The organism is Nostoc sp. (genome assembly GCF_036919495.1).
Lineage (GTDB): Bacteria > Cyanobacteriota > Cyanobacteriia > Cyanobacteriales > Nostocaceae > Nostoc.
Window position 1 is genome coordinate 230561 of record NZ_JBALBZ010000206.1, and the last position, 18931, is coordinate 249491.

General features: G+C 40.7%; 11 protein-coding genes. 7 read left to right on the plus strand and 4 right to left on the minus strand.

The window, feature by feature from the left end:
- Nucleotides 1-210: 210 nt before the first annotated feature.
- From V7K25_RS29505 to V7K25_RS29520, 4 genes are all read right to left on the minus strand, one after another.
- Complete coding sequence (locus V7K25_RS29505) at nt 211-1938, minus strand: SDR family NAD(P)-dependent oxidoreductase (protein ID WP_335163120.1); 1728 nt, start codon at nt 1936-1938, stop codon at nt 211-213.
- Nucleotides 1939-2061: 123 nt separating this feature from the next.
- The gene (locus tag V7K25_RS29510; protein WP_335163122.1) at nt 2062-7530 is read right to left on the minus strand and encodes a beta-ketoacyl synthase N-terminal-like domain-containing protein; all 5469 of its coding nucleotides are present in this window, start codon (nt 7528-7530) and stop codon (nt 2062-2064) included.
- 223 nt (nt 7531-7753) lie between these two features.
- Nucleotides 7754-8032 carry a hypothetical protein gene (locus tag V7K25_RS29515; protein WP_335163124.1) on the minus strand — a complete coding sequence of 93 codons (279 nt, stop codon included), beginning with the start codon at nt 8030-8032 and terminating at the stop codon, nt 7754-7756.
- Between the two features lie 1011 nt (nt 8033-9043).
- A complete protein-coding gene (locus V7K25_RS29520; protein WP_335163126.1) occupies nt 9044-9175 on the minus strand; it encodes a hypothetical protein in 132 nt (43 codons plus the stop codon).
- Between the two features lie 600 nt (nt 9176-9775).
- On the opposite strand from V7K25_RS29520, the gene V7K25_RS29525 reads away from it, so the two are divergent.
- The 7 genes from V7K25_RS29525 to V7K25_RS29555 all read left to right on the plus strand — a co-directional run bounded on the left by V7K25_RS29525 (nt 9776) and on the right by V7K25_RS29555 (nt 18671).
- On the plus strand, nt 9776-10984 hold the full coding sequence (locus V7K25_RS29525) for an ABC exporter membrane fusion protein (protein WP_335163128.1): 1209 nt from the start codon (nt 9776-9778) through the stop codon (nt 10982-10984).
- A 324-nt stretch (nt 10985-11308) separates the two neighbouring features.
- Nucleotides 11309-12487, plus strand: coding sequence for an ABC transporter permease DevC (gene devC, locus V7K25_RS29530; protein WP_335163196.1), 1179 nt, complete (start codon nt 11309-11311; stop codon nt 12485-12487).
- Between the two features lie 208 nt (nt 12488-12695).
- Entirely contained in the window at nt 12696-13700 is a 1005-nt protein-coding gene (locus tag V7K25_RS29535) for an NAD-dependent epimerase/dehydratase family protein (RefSeq protein ID WP_335163130.1), read from the plus strand.
- Nucleotides 13701-13937: 237 nt separating this feature from the next.
- The gene (locus tag V7K25_RS29540; RefSeq protein ID WP_335163132.1) at nt 13938-14921 is read left to right on the plus strand and encodes a glycosyltransferase family 2 protein; all 984 of its coding nucleotides are present in this window, start codon (nt 13938-13940) and stop codon (nt 14919-14921) included.
- Nucleotides 14922-15000: 79 nt separating this feature from the next.
- On the plus strand, nt 15001-15468 hold the full coding sequence (locus V7K25_RS29545; RefSeq protein ID WP_335163134.1) for a DUF2141 domain-containing protein: 468 nt from the start codon (nt 15001-15003) through the stop codon (nt 15466-15468).
- 142 nt (nt 15469-15610) lie between these two features.
- On the plus strand, nt 15611-16984 hold the full coding sequence (locus tag V7K25_RS29550) for a glycosyltransferase (RefSeq protein ID WP_335163136.1): 1374 nt from the start codon (nt 15611-15613) through the stop codon (nt 16982-16984).
- A 409-nt stretch (nt 16985-17393) separates the two neighbouring features.
- Nucleotides 17394-18671 (plus strand): glycosyltransferase, encoded by a 1278-nt coding sequence (locus tag V7K25_RS29555; protein ID WP_335163138.1) that lies wholly within the window; start codon nt 17394-17396, stop codon nt 18669-18671.
- Nucleotides 18672-18931 lie beyond the last annotated feature (260 nt).

Sequence of the window (18931 nt, forward strand, 5' to 3'; positions counted from 1 at the left end):
GCTCCGAGTTTGGGTATTTAGCAAGAGATAATTAAAAGCCAGGATTTACGCTGTTCCCCAAACTTTGAAGTGGCAAGTTATAGCAATCCTATGTGAGTTGTGAAAATTAACGAACCGCCAAGACGCCAAGAGCGCCAAGAAAAGAAATATAAGTTTTCACAAATGGTTTACGATTGCTATATATAGCTATTGAGTCTTAAAGGAAGATTACTAGCTTCTGAGCATTTTCATTGACCAAATAATGGCATGAGCGCCGAGCATTCGTGAATAGATTTTACCTTGGCGGTCGTGTATGATAAAGTTTGCGATCGCACTACTTGGTGTCTTAGATATCACTTCACAAGAAACGTAAAATGTTTCGTTATGTGGTATCATCGCAAATTGTTCAAATTTTTCTACTTTTCCAGGTAAACAACCTTCTTGATGAAAGTGTTGTGTCCAAACCCATAAGGCGTGCATACTCAAGTCAGTGGTGTAAGGATTAACCCATTGGACAGGGAATTGTCCTTGTTGCTGTGGGGTGAGTTCTGGCCAAAGACATTCTGTAGTGATTTTTTCAGGACTGATGTTTAAAACTCTTTTGATTTCTTGAAAAGCGGGGCCATGAAATAATGTAGCCCCACCATTTTGGTAAAAAGCTTTTCCTGTAGCGGTGATGATATTATCTTCTTCGAGATTGAGAGATTCATAAGTGGGTACATCTGGGATTTCTCGCTGGAGATTGAGTTGAGCGCTAAAATGAAAATGAGTTCTCCCTTCTGGGTTTTTACTCGAAATTTTGGCTTTAAGTTCAATTCTTTCAAGATTAACTTTAGAAATTTCTTCTATCTCTAAAATATGTTCCTTCGCTAATGTTTCATTGAAAGTAATCCCCTTTAAAACTTTGAAATCTTGGTAATTGGACAATCTATAACCGGGATATAATTGTTCAGAAGCATTAATAATCCAGGTCATTGCACAAGTTGCTGGTAAAACTGGAGAACCAGCAATCGTATGATCGTGTAAAAATGGATTAGCCTCCAATGTCATTTGGCGACGAATACGATAAGTTCGTAGTTCTGAATCTAGTTCTGTAGCCATTGGGACTAGTGGACTACCAATAACAACTTGTGCGGTTGCATGATTGGTATTATCCATTTCCTTAACGAGCATTTGTGCCCCAACTGCAATCGGAATTATTTCAATTTTTCGCTCTTGAAAAATCTTCTTTAACTCTGCTGTTACCATCCCACTGTCCCAAGCGCCCCAGTTGATAGCGACTACATGACACGAAGGATAACTTTGCTTAAATATATGGGCTGATTTGTTCAGAATTTCATTTGCGATCGCATAATCAGATTGTCCGGGATTTCCGTAAAAGCCTGTTACTGAAGAGAACAAAACTAAATGCTGAAGTTGATTAGGGTTGACGCAAGTTAGCAGGTTTTCTAAACCTTGAACTTTGGCGGTGTAAACTTTTTCAAAATCCTCTTCTGTTTTCTTTTCAATTAACTTATCAGCTAAGTTTCCCGCGCCGTGGATGATTCCGGTAATTGGGCCGAGATGTTGCACAGCAGTGGCAAGTTTTTCTTGTAAAGCTATCGTATCTGTGACATCGACGCTGATATATTCTGCTTTAGCTCCGGTTTTTTCAATTGCTGCTAGAGTCTTTTTAATTTCACGGCTGGAGGTAATTTTGTTATATATTTTTTGTACATTCATGGGTGTGGGCTTCTCTCCTTGAGAAAGAAGATTTTCCATGATGCATTTTTTCAATGCGGATTCATCAGAATTTTGAGCAAAATCTGGTTCGGTTTCTAATAGTTCGGAGCGACCGAGGAGGATGAATTTACAGGGTTGCTGTTGAGCTAATCTGATAGTACACTCAGCCGTAATCCCTTTTGCACCGCCGCTCACGACAAAGACAGATGATGGACTAAGCTGGGCTGTTTGTGTCATAAATCCTCGTGAATACCTGCATAAATTGGGTTTTTTCTTCCTCTGTGTCCTCTGCGCCTCTGCGGTTTTTTTTAACGAACCACAGAGACGCAGAGAGCGCAGAGAGAAGAGATGAAGAGATTTTTAATCGGCGATAATGGTGACTCGTCCTTGTGAGCCGTAGCCAACTTCACTTATATAAAGGTTGGGGTCGTGAAGTTCGGCGATGATGTTTTGTACTGACTGTTTGGCATCAAGTCTGGGGCTTAAGTCGATCGCACGAGTAAACACCTTGGGCCATTCCCATCTCAGAGTTTTGCTTAATCCAAATAAACCAGCACCGATCGCACCGAAGTTGACTTTATACTCTAAACCGAAGGCTCCATCAAGGTGAGCAACTGTGCAGAAACAACTACGTCCATGTTTTGCGGCTTCGTTGAGGGAGGGTTTAAGGTGTTTCGCCATCAAAAATACGTGCTTGACGATCGCCTTTTCTGATTCGTTATAAGAAATACTTCCGGTGTGATTTCCTACAAACATCGGATGTAAGTGGATGAAGGCCCCAATCGTTCCGCAGTGAGATGCGATCGCTTGCAATTGTTGTTGAAGATGTTCTTCACTCAAGTTTGCTAAGGTGACGCGGGTTACTCCTGTAGGTAAAGGCGCTTGTTGGGCGATGAGCGATTGGGGGAAGCTGATAACTACTACTTTCCAGCTTTTCTCGATTAGGGATTCAGCTAATTTATAGGTAGTGAGGGAACCATCATCGGTGATTAAACCAATGTGTCCCTCTGGTAACGTAAAATCCAAATAATCGGGCTGTGGTAAGCTTCTGAGTTTGACCGGATGGCGCTGGATATTATGCTCTAATTCCGGTGGCTGCTGTTGGACAAACTCAGGTTCAGACTTTTTTTTTTCACCTCCAGCCAACTGCTGTAGGTAATCAACTATTTGACCGATGGTGCGGAGGTCTCCGAGTTCTTCGATATTTGGTTTGGGTAAGTTGGGGTACATTTCTTGCATCGCCCCTAAGATTTCCACCCGTTTGATGGAGTCAATACCCAAATCGGCTTCCATGTCCATGTCCAGTTCCAGCATCTCCACTGGATAGCCAGTCTTATCACTGGTAATAGCTAACAGGGTTTCACCTAAGTTTGCAAATTCATCACTTACAGCGGGAGCAACTTCTGGTTCTGGGGTGAATGCGACAACTACGCTTGGTTCCGGTACAATTACCACCTCAACTACTGGTGCAGTCTCTACTGGAACCTCGGTTGCTGGTTGTACTTCGTGAAATGCAATTTCTACAGTAATACTTTTGGAAGCGTGGGATTGCAGATACTCGACAACTTGACCAATGGTGCGTTTTTCTGACAGTTCCTCTAAATTGGGCTTCGGTAGGTTAGGGTACATTTCTTGTAGCGCCCCTAAGATTTCCACCCGTTTGATGGAATCAATTCCTAAATCAGCCTCCATATCCATGTCCATTTCCAGCATCTCGACTGGGTAGCCGGTCTTGTCGCTGGTGATGGCTAACAGATTTTTGTCCAAGTCAACAATATCGATGGTTGCGCCAGATACAGGTGCAGCAGTTGTGGGTGCTGGTTCTGCGGTAAATGCAACAACTTCGTTGACTGGAGGTGAGCTAATTTTGACTACAACCTCGGCTTGGGGTTCTACAACTGGGACAGGTGGCTCTACTGTCTCGACAGTGGCGAAGTGCGGTGTAGGCAGTAGAGACGCGATTGATCGCGTCTCGATTGATCGTGTCTCTGGGGATACAGGAGTTTCAACTACAGGCTCTACAGCAGCCGGGAGAGGTGCTTGGGTAATATTTAAGCCATTTTTAGCTATAGGCTCAGTTATAGGCAAAGGCTGGCTTTCTACTATCTTGGTAGTAGCGGGTACGGGTGCATCAGTAACAGTTGTTTCTGTGGTGAACGGAGTGAAATTGCTGAGTTTATCTATTAGTTGAGTTGCTCCATCACCAGAGATGATTTGAGAATATTCTTGCTGTATGAGTTGGAAAAAGTTTTTGGTATATTCCAACTGCTCTTGAAGATATTGCTCATGGATGCGTAGGGTTTCACCTTGTTGGGAGTGAAACTGCATCATGCTGCGCTCTAGGCTTTCCATGACAACTAGCTTCATTTTGGCAGTTTCGGCTGTTGATTTACTTTCACTCAACAAAGAATTCTGCTGCTGCATCAGTTGAAAAAACGCTTTAGCGTATTCCATCTGATGGTTGAGATAAGTACCGTGAACTTGTAAATTCTCGGCTTGATTTTCCTGGAACTGTGTCAGGAGATATTCTAAACTTTCTAAAAGTTGTTGGTAATTTGTAAGTTTTTCTGGCGTTGGTTGCATCTTAGATTCCTGGGCTGGTTGTGAAAGGGTCACAGGATTCATTTGTTGCTCTGTTTGGGTGATGATATTAGAACTCACACCGTTCATTGTTGCGGTAGATTTTTTATGTCCGTTAGTCTCGATCGCAGCAAGAGTTGGAGTTACACCTGGGCTGCTAAATAAAGGAGCCGCTTCAGAATATTCGGGGGCGGGTAATGTGACTTTATGCCCATCCTGCAAAGCTAGAGCGAAGGCGTTTTTCGTTTTTTCGGATCTGTAGTTTATCCCGTTTAAACGGACATTTAATGTCTTCTTCGTCTCAATTGGGGGGATAGTTTGGGGAAGTTGGTAAGGATCGAGGTTATTCAAAGCCATACCTATCACCCGCAACTGCACAACCGCTTCTCGCAAAGAGCGATCGCTATTCTTTTGAACGCTAGGGTTCAAAGATACGGTGATGTGTGGGCGATCGCCAAGGATATCTTTCACCAAGTTGGTGAGAATTCTTCTCGGCCCAAATTCTACAAAGCAAGTACCACCCGCCGCATAGATATTTTCAATTTCCTGTTTAAACAGCACTGAATTAGAAAGGTGCGTTTCCAGGATTTTTTGAATACCTTGGGGTTCTTTGGGATACTGCTTACTGGTAACGTTGCTGTAAACAGGGATTTTGGGACTTTGGAACTTGACAGACTTAGTAGCGATCGCAAAGGATTTCTGAGCAAAGGCAATTAGCGGTGTATGGAACGCTGCTGATACAGGTAACAATACAGCTGTATATCCTTTCTCGTGTAAAGCCTCTTTGATTCTGACTATTTCTGCGGTAGGCCCAGCCAAGACAAATTGAGTCGGAGAATTTTGATTAGCGATCGCAACTTGCGGAAAATGTCTCAGCACTGCTTCCACTTTGCTGATATCTTCTTTGACAGCCAGCATACTTCCCGCATCATGATCTGGGTCTTCTGGTGCCGCCATTGCTTGACCCCTAGCTTTCACTAAGAACAAGTAATCTTCTGTACTCAAAACCCCCGCAGCCCATAGCGCTGTTAGTTCACCAAAGCTGTGACCGGCAACAAAATCTGACTTGAACCCAGCTTGTTGCAGGATGCTGTACATCCCTGCACTCAACACCCCGATGGCTGGTTGAGCATATTCTGTGCGTTGCAAGGCAGCAATTTGGACATTTTTTTCTGCCTCTCCAAACACAGGATGAGGGAAAACGATTTCTGACAACGGCTGCAAATTATCTTTGAGCAACAGGCTATCCATATAACCATGAAGACGACGCATCAAAGGAAAATTCATCACCAGTTCGCGTCCCATCTCCAGGTATTGCGAACCTTGACCAGAAAATAGAGAGACAACTTTTCCACCCAATTCCATACCAGAGGAACGGTAATAAATCCCTTGGGGATGCTCCCAAGATGCTGCTGTTCCTTTGTGTTTCAGCCACTCAATGCTAGTTTGCAGCAACTTGCAAGCTTCTTCCAGATTCTCAGCTACAAACCCAAATCTGGCAGCAGAAAGGGGAATTTGTAGAGATTTGCACTCATTGACTAATTGTGCATAGTATATTTTTGCTTCTGGCGATACTCCTGCGGAGTCACTTCGTGAACGCAACTTACCTAAAATGTCTTCAGATTTGCTCAACAATTGGTCTACTGTAGGAGCAAATAACAACACTTCACTAGCATCACTATGTAAGCGGTAAGCGTCGTTTTGGTCGGCTTCATATTCTTCCAAGACAACGTGATAGTTGGTTCCGCCAAATCCAAAGGAACTCACACCTGCGCGTCTTGGCGCTTCTCCTTCTGGACGAATCCAAGGTCTAGTTTCGGTATTCAAATAAAAGGATGAAGTTTTAATGTTGAGTTTGGGGTTCGGCTCGGTGATGTTAATTGTGGGCGGTAATACTTTGTGATGTAAAGCCAAAGCAGTTTTAATTAAACTCGCCGCACCCGCAGCCGCTTTTGTGTGTCCAATTTGTGATTTCACACTACCCAAAGCGATGTGCTGTTTTTTCTCATCGTGTTCATCAAAGTAGTCTTTTAAAGAACCGAATTCTGTCGGATCTCCAGCCATTGTACCGGTGCCATGTGCTTCCATCAAACCAACAGTAGCGGGAGAGAAACCGGCATCTTCATAAGCACGTTCTAAGGCTTTGACTTGACCTTCTTTGCGAGGAGCATAAATGCTCTTGTAACGCCCATCACTGGAAGTACCAATACCTTTAATTACGGCATAGATTTTATCGTTGTCCCGTTCAGCATCTTCTAACCGTTTGAGGACAATCATTCCGATACCTTCACCCAGCATCATCCCATCAGATTTAGCATCGAAAGGTTTGACATTTTCACTAGGAGAAACAGCCGGTGTTTTGCTGAACGAGATGTAAGCCATAATGGTGTTGTCGGTATCAACACCACCAGTTAGCATCATGTCAGAGCGATGCTCAACTAGCTCACTAATTGCCATTTTTAAAGCACCAAAGGAACTAGCGCAAGCGGCATCAACTACACAATTCATCCCGCCAAAGTTCAGGCGATTAGCAATTCTACCTGCGACTACGTTAGCTAACATTCCAGGGAAAGCGTTCTCATCCCATTTCACATAAGCGCTTTTGATTTTATCAACAATTTTTTGCGTATCCTCGTCAGATAAACCACTACTTTTGAGTGCCTTTTCCCAAATTGGATATTCCAATCTGGCAGAAAGTGGCATTCCTAATTGCTTGGCCATAGCCACGCCTAAGATTACCCCAACCATCTCGCGGTTAAACTCACGTTTTTCGCCATAGCCTGCATCTTCCATCGCTTCTTTCGCAACCACTAAACTTAATAGTTGCGATACATCTGTGACTTCCAGAATGCTAGGTGGTATGCCGAATTCCATCGGGTTAAAATCTACTTCTGGAAGAAACCCACCTCTTTTACAGTAGGTTTTATCTTCAGTAGTTCTGGGATTCGGATCGTAATAATCTTCGACACTCCAGTGAGTGGAAGGAACATCAGTAATACAGTCAATTTTGTTTACTATATTTTGCCAATATTCCCGTAAATTTCTGGCTTGAGGCAATAGAGAAGCCATCCCAACAATGGCTATAGGATTGTGTTGTAATTGTCTGTTAATTCTGTTAATTGACACTGATTTATCTGATTTATCTGACTTCATGTTTTTTTCCTCTATAGACCTCATCACAGCCTTCTCACAATTATTGATAAGGCTCTCTAACTCCGCTAAGGCAGTATTAATCGAATAAGCAGACATAGGGCATAGTTAGTACTGTGGATTGTGTAGCTACAGTAATTCTGTTGCCTACTAATTAATGAAAAACTCTGGTTTTGTAAGCAATTAGCTATCTTATCTTTGCTAAATGCTTGTCTCCAAATCGACACCACACGATACATACTGCCGGGGTAAAGCCTTATGTTTCCAGGCGACTTTGGCACACTGCGTAGGCGTAGCCCGTCGTAGACATCGCAAAAAAATCTTATCCAACGCTAGATTCTTGATATTGTGGCAATAGGTCGATGACGTTGTTAAAACTGGTAAAATAGTCTTGGAGTGTAATAGCTGCTTGACCAGTGAATTCAATCCATTTGTAATAGTAGAGATTTTGAGCAATGGTATCCCACTGGAACAATAAAAACTGAAGAGTAGCTAAGGAAACAGAAACGCTTTTTTTGCCTGAACCCGTTTGATTATCTAGCCTAACCACAGCAACATAGCTGTTATTAATGACAACGTTCTGTATCTCGATCAATGTCATAGCTAGTTTCAACGTCCAAGATAATATATTTTATGGGATTTGACCCAGTAAAGTTGACAAGTTCGTTACAGAAAAGACACCACCTTTAATCCGAGATAATGCAAGTTTAAAAGTAATTAAACGATCAGAAGGTGATGGATAAGCAGTTAATTTTAGTTATTTTTAATTTTAAAATTCTAATTAAATAACTAGCTTGCTTAACTGCTTTTAAGCATTGAATTAATAAAAACGATAACACACTTTACATAAACTAAATCATTCCTTTAAAGTTATTTTATAAATAAACTTCCACTATTGCTGGTGTAACTTTTGAATAGAATTCAGCATTAAAGTATAATTTATGACTATATAAATGTGTGAGATATTTTGTTGTCTAAGGGTTAGCCAAAAATTTCTGCTGAATTAAGTTAACAATGCAAATCTGTTGTCTAGTAAGTAACAATTCTATGAATACATAGATAAATTGAATAACCATAAGTATGTTTTCTCAGAGAAACATCATAATTGAGTCAAAGTTTCGGGTTATTTTTCAATATAAGTCAAGTTAAGATGCAAAGCGGTTATTTATAAAGCAAATGTTAATTTTTAGTATGTTGCTTGATAAACATAATTATGATTACATCCCTGAAAAGGGCGTTTATAAAGCACAGCTACACAGGTAACAGTCAGCGCGACACTTTGACTGACATCCCGCCTAGAACTTAAATTCTGCTTTTCATAGTTAAAATCCACTCAAGTGGACTTAAATTTTCCCTTTCATTAAGGATAGGCATGTACATAGCTTTAAATTTTGTATTTAGTCCTCTTGAGAGGACTTTAGCTATTAGCCTTAGAATTTATTCCAAGACGGGATAGCAACGAAGCAGAAGATTTATAAGTATGTTGGTAATTCAAGGGACCAAATCCCTTGTTAAAGGTAAACAAACCTCGCCACAGTGGACTCGTGTATTTTTAGATATGGGTTGACGCAATACCGTTTCTTCGTAGAGCTGCGCCAAATCTCTTAATTTCTTATTTCTTCTCTTCGAGATGCTTCTCTACGAGAGGCTTCGCCAACGCGAAGGCGTACTTGGCGGTTCGTTCTTGCACTATAGGTGCATCTTCATACAGAATTGGTATAACGCACCAAATGTATCGCTTCATGCCTTTAATTACTATGAACAAAGCTGATAAGAATGTCTAATACTACACAACCTTGCTAATAATAATCTGTTAGTAATATCAAATCTGCTTAATAATAAACTATCTTTTAGTATTCAATTAACAGACAAGAGATTAGTGATGAGCAAATTTATTCAGTCTCTAATCTAACTGTAATGAAATATTTTAGTGAGAGAATCAGGACTTATGCCAAGTTAATCGGTTGACAAAATTTACTTTCAATGTCATTGTTAATAACAAGTTTATCCAAACTTTGAGTTTATTTTTACTGGCGCTTCGTTGTTCTTGAGAGTTAAGTTTTCTGGTTAGCACTATTGTATTTTACGCTACGGGATTAGATGTAAAATTAGGATATAACTTAGGAAGCTTTGAAGTAACACCACCATTAATTTTCACGCCACAATAGTTAATTTTGGCGGCAAAAGCGTACAACAATTCATATAAAACCAATTTAGCCCCATCCACTTGATTAAGGTAATAAACCTAGAGGAAAAGCCCTTTTGGTAATTTGCGGATGAGTCTATATCTAATCGATTAAATATAACCAGGCTATCCCCTAGAAAACAGAATTGGAATGAAAAGATGGCAGTAAATAAAGAAAGCCGATTATTCACAAAACCCGTAGGGCGATCGCAAGTAATTTTAGCAGCTTCTCTCACCTTGGCGGCAGGATTAATAGCTTTTTATAGTTTGATACCGTTTTGGTCTAAATCTAAAGTTGTCACACCAGCAACAAATCCTCCAAAAGCAGTCACTCCTGTGAAACTTGCTGTGACAGCCTTGGGACGTTTAGAACCAGAAGGCGAAGTTACCTCTTTAACTGCTCCCGCTTCTAATAACGGGGTGCGAGTAGACAGACTGTTGGTAAAAGAAGGCGAGACGGTTAAAGCAGGGCAAATACTGGCATATCTAGAAAATTATGGTCGTTCTAGAACCGCATTGCAACAGGCTTTAGACCAACTGCAAGTTGCCAAAGCTAAACTAGGGCAGGTGAAATCTGGAGCTAAAACCGGAGATGTCGATGCTCAAAAGGCCGCGATCGCCCGTTTAGAGCCACAATATAAAGGAGACGTTGCTACACAACAGGCGACAATTGCCCGTATCCAGGCAGAAGTAGACAATGCTCAAGCCGAGAACGATCGCTATCAGCAATTATATAAACAAGGTGCGATCGCGGCTTCTATAGCAGATACCAAAGCTTTGCAACTCAAGACTACACAACAACAGCTAACAGAAGCCCAAGCCACTCTCAAGCGGACTCAAGACACATACCAAGAACAACGCAAGCAAGCACAAGCGCAACTCACCAGTATTAGTGAAGTGCGTAGTGTAGATGTTCAAGTAGCACAAACCGAAGTCAACAGTGCAACAACTTCTGTTCAACAAGCAAAAGCCGACTTGGATTTAAGTTACATCAAAGCTCCCATAAATGGCAAAATTTTGAAAATTCACGCCAAAACCGGAGAAGTAATCAGCACCAGCAGAGGATTTGCTGAGATAGGTAAGACATCTCAAATGTACGTGATTGCAGAGGTGTATCAAACCGATGTTCAAAAAGTGCGTGTAGGACAAAAAGCCACAATTACCAGCACTGCATTTACTGGAACAATAAAAGGAACTGTAAAAGAGATTGGTTGGCAAGTTGACAAGCAAAACATCTTCAGCTTAAACCCTGGCTCAGATACAGACCGCAGAATAATTGAAGTGAAAATCTCCATCGATAGTCCCGCAGATAGTGAAAAGGTTGCTCGTTTAACCAACTTACAAGTGGATGTTGCTATTCATATTTAGTCATTGGGCATGGGACAAAACAGTTGCGAGTTTCGTTAGCGGATAGCTATAGTTGCCCGTTCCAAGTTCTGAGTAAAGGGGCACAGGCTAAACCCTAGCTATTCGCTAACAACACTCATTACTTAGCACTCTTAAGGGGCATGGGGCATTGGTCATTCACAAATGACAAATGACCCTTTGTGTGACGTTCGTACCTCGCTACCGCCAGTTACTCATGGGGGAAACCCCCTTCTCTACGAGACGCTTCGCGTTGGCAGAGCCTCTCCCTTTGGGAGAAGACCGCACTGGCTCACAAATGACAAATGACAAATGACAAATAAATCCATGATTTTCAAAATTCCTTTAGGATGGCTACAGCTAGCCCAGCAAAAAATTCGTTTACTAGTAGCTGTAGCTGGGATTGGTTTTATTGTGCTGTTAATGTTTGTGCAACTTGGTTTTCAAGATGCTCTCTATTCAAGTGCGACCGCAGTACATCAGAATCTCAAAGGAGATTTATTTTTAGTTAGTTCTCAATATAAATCTTTGACCTCAAATCAAAGTTTTTCGCGGACTCGTTTGTACCAATCTCTGGCCTTTGATGGCGTAGAGTCAGTTAGCCCCATGTATTTGCAATTTGCAAAACTAAAAAATCCGGCAACTGGTGAGAAATATTCAATATACGTTATTGGTTTCGATCCAGGTAGACCTGTAATGAATATCCCAGAAGTTGAGAAAAATTTAGATAAACTGAAAATTCCCGATGTCGTGCTTTTTGACCGGAGTTCTCGCCCAGAGTTTGGCCCAATAGCTAAAAAATTTGATGCGGGAGATACTGCACAGACAATTGAAATATTTCCCTTCAATTCATTAGTTGGCTATAGAGTTAGAATTGGTGGCTTATTCAGCTTAGGACCTTCCTTTGGGGTAGACGGAAACTTGCTTGTCAGTGACTCAACTTTCTTAAGGATAAATCCCAATACCCGTCCGGCAGATATGATCGATATCGGTTTGATTTCCCTCAAACCTGGTACTAATGCAGAAATAGTACTGAAAAATCTGCAAGCAACTTTACCTAATGATGTCCAAGTTTTTACACGCCAAGGCTTTATTGATTTTGAGAAAAAATATTGGGCTGTCAGAACCCCCATTGGTTTTATTCTTAACTTGATGTTGACAATGGCTGCGGTTGTTGGTGTAGTTATTGTTTATCAAATTCTTTACAGCAATATTGCTACACAATTCGTTGCTTATGCCACTTTAAAAGCCATAGGTTATGCCAATAAATACTTATTAAATGTAGTATTTCAGCAAGCTTTGATTTTGGCAATTTTAGGTTATATTCCAGGATTTATTACTTCTGTTTTAATATATAGTTTTGCAGCAGAAGCAACTAAATTACCAATATTGATGACCATTAATAATGCACTCCTTGTCTTAACTTCAACAGTTTTGATGTGTATAGCATCAGGAGCGCTTGCTATCAACAAACTCCGCTCCGCAGATCCAGGAGATATTTTCTAGCTATTTCTCGCAGCAAAATAATCAAATTATTTTGCCTTGAGATAGACTCATAACTAAGCATTGGTGCAGAGTCTCCACAGAAAAATTGCTCTTTATCCTCATTTTAGATTTTAGATTAAAAGTTATTACCAAAATTACAATTCGGTACAACTTTGAAATCTTTTATCTAACAATTCAAATTCACCTATTTAACAATAAACTCGAATTTATGAACATCAAAAACAAAACCCTGCTAATCACTGGGATTGATCAACTTGTCGGTTTGCGTACAGCCGAGTTAGCTATAGCGCAAGGAATCAATGTTCGTGGACTGCAAACTTCTACAGAACAGAACAAACAATTACAGAATTTAGGTGTTGAAGTAATTATTGGTAGTATCACCGATTCTGCTATTGCTCAAAAAGCTTGCCAGGGAGTAGATATCGTTTTACATACAGAGCAACTTGCCGAAGAAGCTGGCGCAATTAATCATTTTCGTGATGTGAATGTTGGCGGTACACTCAACATAGCTAAAGCCGCTAAACAGGCTGGTGTCAAAACATTTGTGCATCTATCCAGTGTGATGGTTTACGGTTTCAACTATCCTAATGGTATTACAGAATCCGGTCCACTCTCTGGCGAAAATAATCCATACTGTCAAACGAAAATAGAAGCTGAAAAAGCACTCTTAGAACTCAACAATTCTCCAGATTTTGGCATCATCATTATTCGAGCCGGAGATGTTTACGGCCCAGGAAGTATTCCCTGGATAGTCAGACCAATTCTAATGATGCGTCAAAAATTATTTGCCTATGCCAATGAAGGTAAAGGAGTAATCAATCATGTATATATAGATAACTTGATTGATGCGATCTTTCTTGCCATAGAAAAAGAAACCTATGGTGAAATATTTAATATCACCGACGGACAAGAAACTTCGTGGAAAGAGTACTTTATGCGTTTAGCAGCAATCGAAGATTTATCAGCACCGCTTTCATTACCGAAAGATGAAATCAAGTTGTTTCTAAAGCTACGCGTTCAAGGACAAAAACTTTTTCGCAAAAAAGTTGATATTTTACCAGAGTCTATAGATTTTATGACTCGTCCCTATGCTTGTTCTATTGCCAAAGCCCAAAGCCTATTAAATTATAAACCAACAATTGACCTAGAATCAGGAATGCAGCGAACACATGAATGGCTGCAAAAAACAGATATTCAAAGCTTGATGAAATAGGCTTTTGGGAGTAGGTAAAATAAAAGAATTAGAAGAGTAGGTTGGGTTGACTGTGAGTGAAACCTAATAAAGCCTTGATAATTAATGTTGGGTTACCCTGCGGGATCTTCCTACGTTCCTCAACCCAACCTACTCAATTCTAAATTCTGACTTTTGGATTATTACGTTGCATCTGCCTAACAATTATCTGCAATTAAGCATCAAATAATCCATAGGTTTTCATAATATTTGTTTTATATGAGTAGCAATCAGCCACGATTGAGCATCGGGTTACCTGTATACAATGGTGAAAAATTTATCAAAGAAGCCATAGATTCACTATTGGCTCAGACCTTTGAAGATTTTGAACTAATTATTTCAGATAATGCATCTACAGATAAAACTGAAGAAATCTGTAGAGCTTATGCCGAGCAAGACCAACGTATCTCTTACTACCGCAATGACAATAATATCGGTTGCGCCCGTAACTTCAATCAAGTTTTTAAATTGTCTTCGGGTGAATACTTTAAGTGGGCAGCATATGACGATCTACATGCTCCAGATTTTATCAAGAAGTGTGTTGAGGTGCTTGACCAAGATCCTACTATAATCTTGTGTCACTCCCAGACATATTTCATTGATGAAAAGGGGAGTTTTCTCCAAAACTATGATATTAAACTCAAGGCAGATGCACTAAAACCACATGAGCGTTTTCACGAATTGCTGACTAAGCATTTATGTTATCAATGTTACGGTGTAATTCGCGCCAGTGCCCTAAGAATGACACCGCCTATGGGTGGTTATGGTAATGCAGATGGAATTTTCTTGTTAAGACTTGGTATGCTCGGTAGGTTTTATGAAATTCCTGAATATCTATTTTTTGCCAGAAGCCATCCGCAACAATCAATGAGTATGTACTTCCCTAATTACTTGTTGTTTACTAACAACACAAAAAAACACTCATTGAGTATGCTGCCTGACTTTTATGCCTATGCAGTGTGGTTTGATTCAGCAAAGAAAGGACAAATTTTATTGCCACATTGGAGAATATTCTGGGAGTATGTACTCTCTATATGGCGGAGTCCCTTGAGTTTGTATGAGCGGCTGTGTTGTCATATAAGTTTACATCAGCAGTTAAAAGGGACAGAATATCTTCTGCTGAAAGATTTGCTAAAGGTGCTGCAAATACTTTGGAAAGGTTGGCAAAGTGCATCAATTAAAAAACAGCCAGCCAGACTTTGAACGAATCACTTCATAAAAATAAGCTGGCAAAAGCGGCTTTTTTTAAACCAAAAAATCACCTATTATTCACTACAAAACTATGTTGAAACTATCTCACGTTTGTCATGTCTTGCTTGCTACTTTAGTGAGCATCAGCTTTGCTAAAACAGTAAATGCAGAGCCAACTGCAACACTTAATGTTGTGGTAAATGGAATACATCACCAAAAAGGTGAGATTTGTTTCAGAGTTTACGCAAGTGAAAAAGGATTCCCAATGAGTAATTCTAGTGGATCTCAAAGTGGCTGCGCTAAGATTACTGGCAATTCTGTAAAAAAACAATTTACTGGTTTGAAGCCAGGAACTTATGCTGTCGCCGTAGTTGACGATCAAAATGGCGATCGCAAACTCAATAAAGACTTTTTCGGTATTCCCAAAGAAGGTTTTGGAATTTCCAAAAATCCAACTGTGTCCATACAAACAGGTACACCAAAGTTTCGTGATGCCAGTTTTGTTGTAAACAAAAATACAACAGTCAACATCATCATGAAATATTCGCTGGATTCGTAAAGGAGTGGGGAGTGGGGAAGAAGCAGGGGACAAAGAAAGAATAAAAATTACCTCTTTCCCCTCTGCTCTTTGCTCCCTACCCCTTGTCCTCTTTCCAATGCTCCATGCCCAATCCCTTATTCTGTCGGAGACTAAAAATTTAATGGAAGATTTGGCAATATTTCTGTCTAAGTCTTTGACGGGTTGGCTGGTTATTCAGGTGTGTTTAACGCTTGTCTTTATATGGTATCTGCGCTCATCTAAAAAAAACTTATTACCAGATGATCAGTTACCCAAAACCGCAGTGATTCTTTGTCTACGCGGAGCCGATCCGTTTTTGCCTAGATGTTTGCGATCGCTCTTAAATCAAAACTATCCACAATATGATTTAAAATTGATTGTTGATAGTCACGATGACCCCGCTTGGAAAATTGCCAGTGAAACCATCACAGAGCAAGAAGCGACCAACGTTCAAATCAGCCCTTTAAGAATAGTACGCAACAATTGTAGTCTCAAATGCAGTTCTTTAATCCAAGCTGTCGGTGAGTTGGATGATTCCTACAAAGTGGTTGCTTTAGTAGATGCTGATACTATAGTGCATCTGAATTGGCTGCGAGAATTAGTCAGTCCTTTGGGGGATGCGAAAGTAGGAGCAACAACCGGTAATCGTTGGTACGTACCTACAGGTAAATATTGGGGATCTTTAGTGCGCTACGCTGGCAATGTATCCACAGTCGTGCAAATGTTTCTCTTCCAGATTCCTTGGGGTGGGACTTTAGCTGTAAAAACAGAAGTACTTCGCCAAACAGAACTGCTAGATAAGTGGGGACAAGCTTTAGGCGAAGATTTTATGATGCACGATATCCTCAAAAAACAGGGGTTGAAGGTAAAGTTTGTGCCTTCGCTGCTGATTGTAAATCGGGAAGAGACTAATTTATTCAACTTAATAGACTATCTCAAGCGCCTCATCCTTTTTTCTCGACTGTATCACCCACGTTGGTTAGCTTTAGTTAGCGAAGCTGTTTCTAGCATTTTGTTTCCTACTGCACTGATAATTTTAGTTCTTGAGTCGTTGTTAGAGGCAAAATGGGAAACTGCGACTCTCTTGCTAGGCTGCTATGGTGTCTATACTGTCGGGTTACTCTTGATAATGCTTGTGTTGGAATTAGAGATACAGCGAGTGGTTCGCTCTAATGACCAGGCGATGTCTATCGGCAAGCCCTTCGGGTTCGGGAGTTTGCAAGACGCTCGAAGACTCGCTAACGCTGCGCTAACGACGGGAACCGCCAAGACTGCAACTCCCTCACCGTTGCGCGTCTACGCAAAATTATCAGCTCCTACAATCATCAAAATGCTGATTGCGATTCCTTTGACACAGTGGGTTTATGGGTTAGCGATGCTCTCATCTCTGTGGGTTTCAACAGTTACTTGGCGTGGTGTTTCCTATCGGGTTCAAGGGCCTTGGAATGTCCGGCTAGTTGAATATCGCCCTTATCAATGGTTGGATCAGCCTATTGATAGCAAGGTTTCTCTTTAAACTAAATTGCTAAATATGAACTAGGGCATGAAAGTTATTACACTAAACATTCCCTAGTCTTTAAATTATATAATCTTATATTTAGTAGAACTAGATTAGTTATAACCTTTGTTAAAATACACGTTTTTGCTTGTTAATTACCTAAGTGTATTTGTATTAATGGCAAGGGTTTGGACAAATATATTAAGGGGGATTTTGGCTTAATATTTTGGAGATTTTGATAGTTTATAATCCAGGTTTAAAACATCCCGTTCACAATCAATAACTTCGGCTATCTGAAAAGGCGTAAATCCTTAGTTTAACAGTATTAGTGGGAATTGATGAGCCAAATAATCAGGATGTTCATCAAGGATTTCCTGCGTAAGTTCTAAATTCAGAACCAGCATTTTCGTAAAATATCCCTTTTTTTATGACTAAGAAACCACTTCGGATTGCACTGTTTACAGGATTGTACTCTCCTTTCTTAACAGGAGTTTCCGTGGCAGTCCACCAACGGGTTCGTTGGTTACTAGAGCAGGGACATGAGGTTTTTCTAATCCATCCACAAATCAACGATCGCTATCCCAAAAATGTAGGCGATCGCCCCATGCCAGGCTTAAATGAAATTCAGTCTTTCCCCAACTTCTCTGCTTACGCATTCCCCACACAACCACTGCTATTTTACAAGTCTCTTCCTCAACCATTGAACTATCGACATTGGAGCGATACCAAGTTACTGGAGAAATTTCAGCCCGATATTATCATAGTTGAAGAAGCCGCGCAAATGAGAGGTTTATACTCATTTTTCTTGCAAGGTTATGGTCGCCCGATTGGTACTAAATACGCAAGAAGAACAGGCACACCAACAATATCACTCTTCCATACAGATATCGTTGCATATATCAAATATTACTTTGGGGATAAATTCTTTAACTTTGTTCGTCCCATCATTCCCATTTTAGTTAAGCAATTTAGTGAGTCTTATGACTTCAATTACTTTTCTTCTAAAGAACAACTCACTAAATATGAAGAACTGAAATGCCAACGTGCTGAATATGTCCCTTATCAAGGCATTGATTGCCAAAAATTTCACCCGCGAAACATTTGTTATAACCCAATTCCTAACGACAACCGACCAACTCTCTTATTTGTCGGACGCATCACCCCAGAAAAGAATGTCAACCAACTGCTTGATATATTTCCGCTCATTGCTGCCAAAATTCCTGATGTTCATCTGGTGATTGTTGGTAGTGGCCCACTAGATAAAGAAATTCGTCAGCGTGCCGAAAAATTTGGATCGGGTATTACTGTATGGGGCGAGTCTCACGGTACAGAACTTTTAGGTTGGTTTGCCAGAGCGGATGTCTTTGTTAATCCTTCCATTACAGAAAACTTTTGCACTACAAATAACGAAGCGCTAGCGTCTGGAACCCCTCTGGTTGCAGTTATTGCACCCTCAACCTCAGAACAAGTATCTCCTGGTCATAACGGCTTTCTTGCCCAACCCAACAACCCCACAGACTTTGCCCAAAGGGTGATTGCAATTTTAGAAAATCCCGAGTTGAAAGCAGATATGACTCGGAATGCTCGCCCCTCCATACTTGACTTTGATTGGTCGGCATGTATGCAAAAATTTGAAGAGAAACTTTACCAAATCGTTGAAGGATCAGACAAGGTGAAGGTAGGTAGAGGCAGTATAAGACGATAACGTTGAAGGATGCAGGAAGAGGTTCATTGAACTCACGTTAATTAGCGAGCCTGTTAGTTCAAGGGTGCGATCGTAGACTGCGTAATAATATCATGTCCGCGTAGACTCTCCTTAATCCCCTCCTCGCTTGCGGGGAGGGGAGACAAAGCATAGCTTTGGCGGGGTGGGGTTCTTCCGGTTTAATAAGCAATCAAGCAGACATCAAACAAAGCCTGCTTATGCAGGCTTTGTTTAGATAACCCCAGACTAAAGCTCTGTGG

Coding starts and splice junctions, on each gene's coding strand:
- V7K25_RS29505 (WP_335163120.1), bottom strand. CDS start 1,938: ATGACACAAACAGCCCAGCTTAGTCCATCATCTGTCTTTGTCGTGAGC.
- V7K25_RS29510 (WP_335163122.1), bottom strand. CDS start 7,530: ATGTCTGCTTATTCGATTAATACTGCCTTAGCGGAGTTAGAGAGCCTT.
- V7K25_RS29515 (WP_335163124.1), bottom strand. CDS start 8,032: ATGACATTGATCGAGATACAGAACGTTGTCATTAATAACAGCTATGTT.
- V7K25_RS29520 (WP_335163126.1), bottom strand. CDS start 9,175: ATGAAGCGATACATTTGGTGCGTTATACCAATTCTGTATGAAGATGCA.
- V7K25_RS29525 (WP_335163128.1), top strand. CDS start 9,776: ATGGCAGTAAATAAAGAAAGCCGATTATTCACAAAACCCGTAGGGCGA.
- devC (WP_335163196.1), top strand. CDS start 11,309: ATGATTTTCAAAATTCCTTTAGGATGGCTACAGCTAGCCCAGCAAAAA.
- V7K25_RS29535 (WP_335163130.1), top strand. CDS start 12,696: ATGAACATCAAAAACAAAACCCTGCTAATCACTGGGATTGATCAACTT.
- V7K25_RS29540 (WP_335163132.1), top strand. CDS start 13,938: ATGAGTAGCAATCAGCCACGATTGAGCATCGGGTTACCTGTATACAAT.
- V7K25_RS29545 (WP_335163134.1), top strand. CDS start 15,001: ATGTTGAAACTATCTCACGTTTGTCATGTCTTGCTTGCTACTTTAGTG.
- V7K25_RS29550 (WP_335163136.1), top strand. CDS start 15,611: ATGGAAGATTTGGCAATATTTCTGTCTAAGTCTTTGACGGGTTGGCTG.
- V7K25_RS29555 (WP_335163138.1), top strand. CDS start 17,394: ATGACTAAGAAACCACTTCGGATTGCACTGTTTACAGGATTGTACTCT.